Origin of the sequence: Ferroacidibacillus organovorans (assembly GCF_001642725.1) — a bacterium.
Classification (GTDB): domain Bacteria; phylum Bacillota; class Bacilli; order Alicyclobacillales; family SLC66; genus Ferroacidibacillus; species Ferroacidibacillus organovorans.
The window spans coordinates 1-8,745 of record NZ_LSUQ01000083.1; the positions used below are offsets into that span (position 1 = coordinate 1).

Genomic DNA, 8,745 nt, shown 5'->3' on the forward strand with positions numbered 1-8,745 from the left:
AGCGAGGGACTCATGGTTGGATTCCGAGCGGCTTGGGGTTATGCGGCAGGGACGCTTGGGCTCACACTGCTTTTGTTCGCATGGCTCGCTATAAAAGTCCGTTTGAGACAGAGGGTATGAAGACTTAAACATCATTTCTTCTCGTACACAGAAAGGAAGTTGTCAGCCCTTTTCCCGCGGACACAGCATGATATTAAGTCAAGAAAGTAGACACGATAAACAGAGACGATTGATCATTTTAAATCCTTGGTTAGGTCGATCCACCTTCTGTGGTTTCGACACAGAATTCATTTTCTAAAATATCCTGATCCAGATGTCCAGGACAAGAACATCCCTTAACATTCTCACCACATTCTTCGTTAGAAAGTCCGCGCTTCGTACATCCTTTCATCGTGATGCGGTGATACATAGCCAATCGACGAATGGATTTTCTAACGATTGTAAAAAACTTCGATTGAGTGCCCGGAGTGGACATGGATCCAGAGTTTGGCCCTATCGGAATCTCTCGGACGGTGGTGAGGGAATGTTATTTGAATGGGTGAGGCAGTCGTGGCTCGGATTATCGATCTATCACGGAACTGCAATTATGAAGCCACTATGGATTGGGATCGCGTTTATCGCATTTGCCCTTGTGGCGGCGCGGTTTGACATTCGGGAACGGCGAATTCCAAACGTCCTGAACCTGTTTGGACTGGGGCTCTTTTTGGCGTTGCACTTCGGTGTTGGTTCGGGAGAAGAGGCGTTTTTCGCCTTCGTTTGCACCGGACTGCTGCTTCTCGTTCCGACGCTTCTTGGACTCTGGGGCCAGGGGAACTGGAAGATGGCCATGGTTTGCGGGCAGCACTCGGTGTGCTGCCCACGCTGTTCATATGGTGACTGGCGTTGCTCTTTGCCAAGGTCTATAGTACGGCGGTCAAAAAATACGTGGTTCGATGGCTACCAACCGACACCAAGAAGGGGACTGCCCATAGTGGTTTTTGTCCTCGTGTCGACGATCCTCTTCTGTGCAGTGATGTCTTTATTCTGAAAGTTAATAGCGCCCTGAAAGGGGGCCTCTTCATTCGATTGCATGATGCGTCCAACTGATATCTGACCCTCCAGGCGCAGGAGGGGTATTCGCCCTATACAGTAAAGGCGTACCGGGTGCAGCATCACCAGTTGATAAAAGACATCGGGGACACGATCACGTCGGAACAACTGCGGGAACATCTGCAGCAGCACATGCATTTGAAAGCGAGCAGTCTCGGGTATAATGTACGGGCCATCATGAGTTTGTTCAATTCAAGTGGTTGGTGGAAGAGGATCTCCTCGTGCGCAATCCGACCATGAAGTTGAAGGAACCGAAGCTTGGAAAACGTGTGCCAAAGGCACTCACCATCGATGAACTAGAAATGTTGCGGGATTCTTGCACCAGTGTCTTGGAGCATGCGCTCGTGGAATTTTTCTTCGCCACGGGATGTCGGGTGGGGGATATTCACAAACTCGACCGCAGTGCAATTGATTGGCAGCGTGGCTGTGTGAATGTGATAGGGAAAGGAAACAAAGAACGAGAGGTGTACTTCGGCTCGAAGGCCCGCATATGGCTTCAACGGTATTTGAATCATCGTGGTGATAAGGATGCGGCGCTGTTTGTAACCGAGAGGAAACCGCACCGGATATCGATTCATCAGATTGAGTATATTTTCAATCGGATCGCGAATCGATCCGACTTGCAAACCAAGATCAGCCCCCACAAGATTCGCCATACCCTCGCAACCGTATTGCTCAATCAGGGCGCACCCCTCGTTGCCGTGCAGTCTATTTTGGGCCATGAGAAACCGGAGACCACGCAGTTGTACGCATCCCTCAGTGGCACCGTACGCCAACAAGCATATCAGCGATATTTCGTGCAGTGATGAATGTCTGCAAAACCATTCGTCGCCGTGTATACTGAGGGAAACGATGCTAGGAGAGCGCGGGAAAACTGGCATTGAGCGATCCGCACACGGGGACTTTTATGCAGATATATTGCATGATCATGCGAACCGAGCGAGTCGGCTTACGCCGATTTCGGGCAGTTTAGTGCAGCACGGACAACGAAAATTTGGAGCGCAAACAGGATATATAAATAAAACGACGAATTCAATTAATGGAATACGCAATGTCAGGAGGGTTTATGTGCAAGTACCTTCGATTTTTGATGCGGTTGTTATCCTAGGGGGAAGTCTGCCCTTATTCGGGTATTCAATTGCATACAAAGATCAGGGAATCGTACAGCGTTCTGACTAGCTACGCCAGTTAAGGCGTGTTGAAATCGGAATACAAAGCACCTGATCACGTGGTCAGGTGCTTTTTTGCGTTGAAAAATGACCGAAGGGAAGATCATTCAATGAAATTCAATACAACAATCTTGAAAAACAGAAACTTCTTATCTTACTGGAGCGGTGGACTAATTTCAGAACTTGGAGATGCCATGTTTTTGCTGGCACTCAATTGGATGGTGGTTGAGAAAACAGGTTCGGGATTAATTTTAGGAACCATCATGGCGTGTATTTCACTGCCTCAAATTTTACTCGTCACGATTGGTGGTGTGGTTGCAGATCGCTTGAATCCGAAATGGGTCATGATTGCATCGGATGCTGTACGCGGACTGATAATGGCTTTTCTGCTGGTGATGAGCTTTCGCGGTGTGGTGCCGATTTGGACGTTGTTTGTGATGGCAATTGTGTATGGCTGCATGGATGCGGCATTTTTCCCTGCACAATCGGCATTTCAACAAAGACTTGTTTCTTCAGAGCAATACACGCAGTCCTTCGGACTCTTGATGATTGGTTTTCAGGCGGCAGCGATTGCAGGACCTGTTATTGGCGGTGCGTTGATTTCCAAATGGAGTTATCGACTTGTCATTGCAGCCAACGGACTTTCATTTATTTGTTCGATTCTGCTTCTGCTCTTGGTTAAACCGATTCCCATCGATTCCGATGACGAAGAAAAAGACAAATTATCATTTTCATCCGACATCCAAGTCGGAATTCGATATGTACTGAAGAATCATCTGATCTTAACGACATCCTTAAGTGCGTTCTTGGTCAATGCGTGCGTGCAAGCCACATTCATTGCAATGCCGTTCTTGGCAAAACAAGCTCACCTGGGTGCACAAGGATTTGGCTTGATGAATATGGGCATTGGAATCGGTGGTGCTCTCGCAGCTCTCTTTTTTGCTTTCATACGGATTCAAAAGCCAACACCAAAAATGACCTTGCTTGCTTGTTTCGTCGAAGGGTTTGCGTTTCTTGGACTCGTCGTTGCAAGGGACCTATGGTTGCTTATTGGTACGATGCTCGTCATTGGCATTATGGAAGCTGTCGTGAACACAATTGCTCCAAGTGTAAATCAAAAAATCATTCCGCCACAACTGATTGGGCGAGTCATTAGTTTTATGATTGTTTTAATGTCGGGATCGGAACCGCTGGCACGTGCATTTTCAGGATGGATGATTCAATGGTCAGGAGTAACGGTTTTGTTAATTTGTACGGGCATTCTTGAAATTGTCGTAGCTGTGATCGGCTATTTCATGCCTGTTGTCCGAAATTATGGCTTGGAACAGCCCCCGATCGAATCCTATGATTGATGAAAATCACAGCACAGGGGACATCCTTTGGGGTGTCCTGTTTTACTTTCTATGGTTTATATCCTCAAATGTCGAGTAGCAAATCTATTGCAGTATGGTGCGAAACTGCAGTAGCCGTCTCCGGTTGACGGGTGTATGATTATACAGGCACGCATGGAGACGCTTACTGCCGTTTCGAGCAATGTTCAATAGTGATTCACTGAACGTAATCGGTATATTTAGTTGAATTCGGAGGGGAAATGAATGTCTACAAAGGTAGCTATAATTACAGACATCCATGGCAACAGCCCCGCATTACAGGCTGTGTTGAAGGACATCGACAGTCAGTCTGACATTGAGCACATCTACTGCTTGGGAGATATGGTGGCAATCGGACCTGACACTGATGAGGTCTTGGTTGCATTGTTCGAGCGAGAAGATGTATCCATGATCACCGGAAACCATGAAGATGCGGTGTTGGCAATTTTTCGAGGTCAAGAACCAGCGTCCCGTGACGAGGAGCGAGCACACCACGAGTGGATTGTCGAGAACACCGATGAAGCCTTACTTCGAAGCCTGTTGGACTTGCCCCGTTCATTAAGAATTGAACACGAAGAGAAGAGCCTGTTATTGGTCCACTACCACTTAGATGCCGCTGACAACTTCCTGCCAATTGACCGAGACCCTTCAGCGGATGAGCTGGATACAATCTACAATGGAGACAAGGCTGACATAGTGTGCTTTGGACATCATCATCCCGTTCACTTCTTCAAGTCTGCCACAAGAACATATCTGAATCCTGGCTCATTAGGGTGTTGTGACCGCCCTGTAGCTCGATACGCCATTCTGGACATCGACTCGCAGGATATTGCAGTTGAAATGAAAGAAATCCCATACGATAATCGCCAGTTTCTTTTGTCGTATGAGCAATTAGGGGTACCTGCAAGGGATTTCCTGCTCATGGCGTTCCACGGCAATCAGCACATGGGTATCCATGAAGAAGAGTCATAATGCTTGGGTCGCCTCTTTGTGTATGAACATGCATGTGTGTTGAGGAAGTCCTTATGGCGATCTTGGGCAGGAAAGTTGAAGAACGAATCAAATTAAATCGGGTGATGAAAATGGGCATTAGCAGCAAGATAGAAGTGGCTCCGCCATTGACTCAAGATGATCAGGAATGGCTCAGGACCTTGTGGCTGAGTGAGTGGGGCGGAGAAACAATGGTATCCAAAGGTAAAACCCATTACTTTCAGGATTTAGACGCCGTGATTGCTTGGGCTGATGATGTTCGAGTTGGGGCGGCAACCTATAATCTTGAGAATGATGGATGCGAACTGATGAGTATAAATGCCATAGTGGAAGGTTTAGGCGCAGGGAGTGCCCTGATTTCGGCAGTCGAACAAGCGGTACATAAGGTTGGAGTAGGTCGCATTTGGCTTATCACTTCGAATGATAACTTGGATGCATTGAGATTTTATCAACGACGTGGATACCGAATAACTGCCGTATATCCCGACGCAATTGACGAGGCAAGGAAGCTCAAACCGACGATTCCACAAATCGGGTATTACGAAATCCCAATTCACGATGAGGTTGAACTTGAAAAATTTCTTTAAGTCTTCTTCAGGTAACGGGTGCACATCTGCAATAGCGGTGTGTCTCGGCTTGTGTATGAATATACAGAACCTATGCGTGACACCTTGCGGCAGATAAGAGCAGTAAGGATACAGAATATTACAAACGAATGGAGAGTGGTTTAAATGCTAGCTACTGAGCTTGCTATAATTAATTTTCGAGAGGTTCGTCGCAGAAGCATAATTGTATGGAGGAGTGTTCCTTCAGATTTCCTAAAATGGAAGCCTGACGACTCAGCTCTAACAATTGGTGAAGTCATCCGTCATGCATGGTCTACTCAGAAATATTACTACGAGTCGATTAAACTAGGACAATCTGCGCCAGTAACACATGACGAGTTCGATGACATTCCAGTAACGAGTATCGAAGAGGAAATTTCACTGTCAGTACCATACTTCGAGGATTTCCTAAACTACGTCCGGCAATTACCAAATAACGAATTGGAAAGTCGAATGATTGACCGTTCGGACGTTGGATATATACGACCATTAGGAGATTTTCTTTGTCGAATTGCGTACCACGAGTCCATTCACACTGGTCAGTTACTTCAATACCTTCGGTCTGCTGGTCTAGACCGTCCAGATATTTGGGACTAGACAGCTTCCCGCATTTTATCAGTTTCACTTGTGTCATTACGGTTGCAATAAGGCTGTTCACGTGGCTAGAAAAAAGGGAGGAGTCTATTGGATATCAAAATGTGAATTCTGGGAATCAAGATTTATCGATGGCTGACGATGTAGTTGACTCTATAGCTGATATCCCCATGGATTTTCTTGATTTACTGTGACCCTTAGCCCGAGTTGTTGTATGGAAGGAGGAACGCCTTTTGATTGTAGCTTTTTGGGATTTGGATGGAACTATTCAAGACAGCGAGCCATTAGCAAGAGAAGGAACTTGTTACGGATTTCAACAGATACTTGGTAGAGAACCAACAGAACAAGAATTTGCTCAACTTATCGGGCGTCCTGTACCCATTGTTTACAAAGAATGGTTCGATGATGAGTTAGCATTAAAAATTCTTGATACAGGAACACGTTTTTACCAAGAACACTCGATCAAATTCGTTGTTACCCTGGAATTCCAGATTTGCTCACTCTGATGAAACTGAGAGGTCATAAAATGGGAATTGTTTCGTCAAAGTGGCGATTCCATGTGATTAGTGAGCTGCAATCAAAGAAGCTGGATATGTTCTTTGACGTTGTCGTAGCCCAAGAGGACACATCACGACACAAGCCATACCCTGATCCACTTCTTCTTGCAGCGCGCAAATTGCAAGGAAATCCAGCAGATTGCGTATACATTGGCGATCAACCATCAGACGTTCAGTCAGCAAGAGCAGCAGGTATGATCAACATCGCTGCACTGTGGGGAGACGGGAAGTTTGAACGTATACAAACAGCGTCTCCAAATATCATGGTTCAAAATCCAGTGGAGGTTCTCAATTTCGTATCACAACTAAAGAGATAGATTTAACTGAGTTGCCATTGAATTAAAGATAAATGTAATAAACTTACCATAGGGAGAGCCCGATGATGGCAATTTACTCGACAATTTTATTTGATTTGGATGGAACGCTTACAGATCCTAAGGAGGGAATCACCAAATCAGCCCAATATGCCTTGTCTAGACTTGGGATCGATGAACCTGACCTCGAAGAGCTTACATCGTTTATCGGACCGCCTTTGCATGTCAGTTTTGAACAGTTCTATGGTCTCGGTCCCTCAGAAGTAGAACGAGCCGTGATGTATTATCGACAAAATTATAAGGAAAGCGGGATATATGAGAACGTAATTTATGACGGAATTCCAGAGTTACTTAAGTTTTTAAAGGATAAATCTAAGCAGTTAGTTATAGCCACTTCAAAGCTTACTGTATTTGCGGAGCAGATACTCGTTCATTTTGAAATTGATCAGTACTTCGACCATGTTGTTGGAAGTAATCTTGATGGGTCTCGGTCTAACAAGGCGGAGATAGTTGAGCATGCTATAAGAAAATTCAACGGTTCTCCGAAGTCTGATTTCATTATGGTCGGAGACCGTAAACATGACATTGTTGGGGCAAATGCGAATGGCATTGATTCAATTGGTGTTAAGTATGGGTATGGTTCACAGGAAGAGCTTGTTCAGGCAAACGCAACCCATTTGGTAGATACTGTCGATGAACTATTTAATCTCCTGTCGCCGTGAGATTCTTATACAGGTAACGGGCGCGAAAATCTCAGAAGGCCATAGGTTTGCAGTTGCATGAAGATGCGTTGTGGACCTCTTGGTTGAGGAAAAATGAAGGCAAACATTTAGTGTTCAAGAATGTAAAAAAATACTTGATCCTGACGCAATGTCAGGTTGTAGGATGAATTTGCCGGCAATATCAATGTGCACGAAATGAGGGGATGATGGCGGAAAAAGAACGATGGAAAGTGGGGGAATTGGCGAAGCTGACGGGCATTACGATTCGGGCGCTGCACCATTACGACCAGATCGGGTTGCTTGTTCCTTTTTTGCACTCTGGCGCTGGTCACAGACTGTATTCGGGAAAGGACATCGCTCGTCTGCAACAAATCATCTCCCTAAAGCAGTTGGGTTTTTCACTGGACGAAATCGGGGCTTTGCTCGATAACCCCAGTTTTCGTCCGGACAAAGCAATTCGAATGCAGTTGGATCGATTGGTTCAACAAATCCGAATTCAGGAAGACTTGCGGAGCCGACTGGAGCGTCTATATGAGTTGGTTCAAGCTCAACGAGAACTGACTGGAGAGGAATGGATCAAAATCATCGAGGTGATGAAAATGACGGAGAAGTATTTTACTCCAGAGCAGATGGAGAAACTCAAGAAACAAGGGGAACTTCTGGGAACCGAGAAAATCAAAGAGGTTGAGAACGAATGGCCAAGCCTGATTGCCAACGTACGCGTAGAACTGAAAAAGGGGACGCCTCCTGATAGTCCTGAGGTACAACTGTTGGCCAAGCGGTGGAAAGAACTCGTCAACCTCTTTACAGGCGGTGATTCTAGCATTACGCGATCCGCTGAACAATATTACGCGGAGAACCCGGACCGAGCAGCGGAATTCGGCATGGATAAGGAGTTGTGGCAGTACATCTCGAAGGCCATGGCCACCAGTTTAGTGACTGATGACCCCAAGTAAGATGTAGGATAATTCTACAACAGGCCCTTGGTTCTTCACTTCCCAGAACCAGGGGCTCCTTTTTATGCTGTTTCCCACATATCAAATACTTTCCGCCACCTGGGTGTATACTAACGGTAAATCCATCCAGAGAGGATGATTCACCCGTGAACTCCAACAACGGCGGCCATAAATTCACCAACCGCCTCATCCACGAGAAATCCCCATACCTGCTTCAGCACGCCCATAACCCGGTCGACTGGTACCCTTGGTGCGACGAGGCGTTCCGCATCGCTCGCAGGTTCAATCGTCCCATTCTTTTGTCCATCGGCTACTCGTAGCCCTGCGGGGCTACGAGTGGCAATATACGGTAATGGAGTAATATATGGACCTGTCACTG

At 46.2% G+C, this 8,745-nt stretch carries 10 protein-coding genes and 1 pseudogene; all 11 read left to right on the forward strand.

What is annotated here, in order from left to right; genetic code table 11:
- Positions 1-523 precede the first annotated feature (523 nt).
- Positions 524-1,027, forward strand: a complete 504-nt coding sequence (locus AYW79_RS14440; protein WP_067567353.1) for a prepilin peptidase — start codon at positions 524-526, stop codon at positions 1,025-1,027.
- A 283-nt stretch (positions 1,028-1,310) separates the two neighbouring features.
- Positions 1,311-1,895, forward strand: a complete 585-nt coding sequence (locus AYW79_RS14445; protein WP_335583218.1) for a tyrosine-type recombinase/integrase — start codon at positions 1,311-1,313, stop codon at positions 1,893-1,895.
- 473 nt (positions 1,896-2,368) lie between these two features.
- Positions 2,369-3,610 carry an MFS transporter gene (locus AYW79_RS14455; protein WP_067567359.1) on the forward strand — a complete coding sequence of 414 codons (1,242 nt, stop codon included), beginning with the start codon at positions 2,369-2,371 and terminating at the stop codon, positions 3,608-3,610.
- A 243-nt stretch (positions 3,611-3,853) separates the two neighbouring features.
- On the forward strand, positions 3,854-4,600 hold the full coding sequence (locus AYW79_RS14460) for a metallophosphoesterase family protein (protein ID WP_067567362.1): 747 nt from the start codon (positions 3,854-3,856) through the stop codon (positions 4,598-4,600).
- A 53-nt stretch (positions 4,601-4,653) separates the two neighbouring features.
- On the forward strand, positions 4,654-5,205 hold the full coding sequence (locus AYW79_RS14465) for a GNAT family N-acetyltransferase (RefSeq protein ID WP_231877922.1): 552 nt from the start codon (positions 4,654-4,656) through the stop codon (positions 5,203-5,205).
- A 144-nt stretch (positions 5,206-5,349) separates the two neighbouring features.
- Positions 5,350-5,820, forward strand: a complete 471-nt coding sequence (locus AYW79_RS14470; RefSeq protein ID WP_067567365.1) for a DinB family protein — start codon at positions 5,350-5,352, stop codon at positions 5,818-5,820.
- 230 nt (positions 5,821-6,050) lie between these two features.
- Positions 6,051-6,323 (forward strand): HAD family hydrolase, encoded by a 273-nt coding sequence (locus AYW79_RS14475; RefSeq protein WP_067567367.1) that lies wholly within the window; start codon positions 6,051-6,053, stop codon positions 6,321-6,323.
- On the forward strand, positions 6,323-6,691 hold the full coding sequence (locus tag AYW79_RS14480) for an HAD family hydrolase (RefSeq protein ID WP_143216276.1): 369 nt from the start codon (positions 6,323-6,325) through the stop codon (positions 6,689-6,691). The genes AYW79_RS14475 and AYW79_RS14480 overlap by 1 nt, the downstream gene beginning before the upstream one ends.
- Before the next feature lie 71 nt (positions 6,692-6,762).
- Complete coding sequence (locus AYW79_RS14485; RefSeq protein ID WP_067567379.1) at positions 6,763-7,410, forward strand: HAD family hydrolase; 648 nt, start codon at positions 6,763-6,765, stop codon at positions 7,408-7,410.
- A 206-nt stretch (positions 7,411-7,616) separates the two neighbouring features.
- Entirely contained in the window at positions 7,617-8,366 is a 750-nt protein-coding gene (locus tag AYW79_RS14490) for a MerR family transcriptional regulator (protein ID WP_067567382.1), read from the forward strand.
- 146 nt (positions 8,367-8,512) lie between these two features.
- Positions 8,513-8,683: pseudogene (locus AYW79_RS15400) on the forward strand (DUF255 domain-containing protein); the annotation flags it as partial.
- Positions 8,684-8,745: the final 62 nt, after the last annotated feature.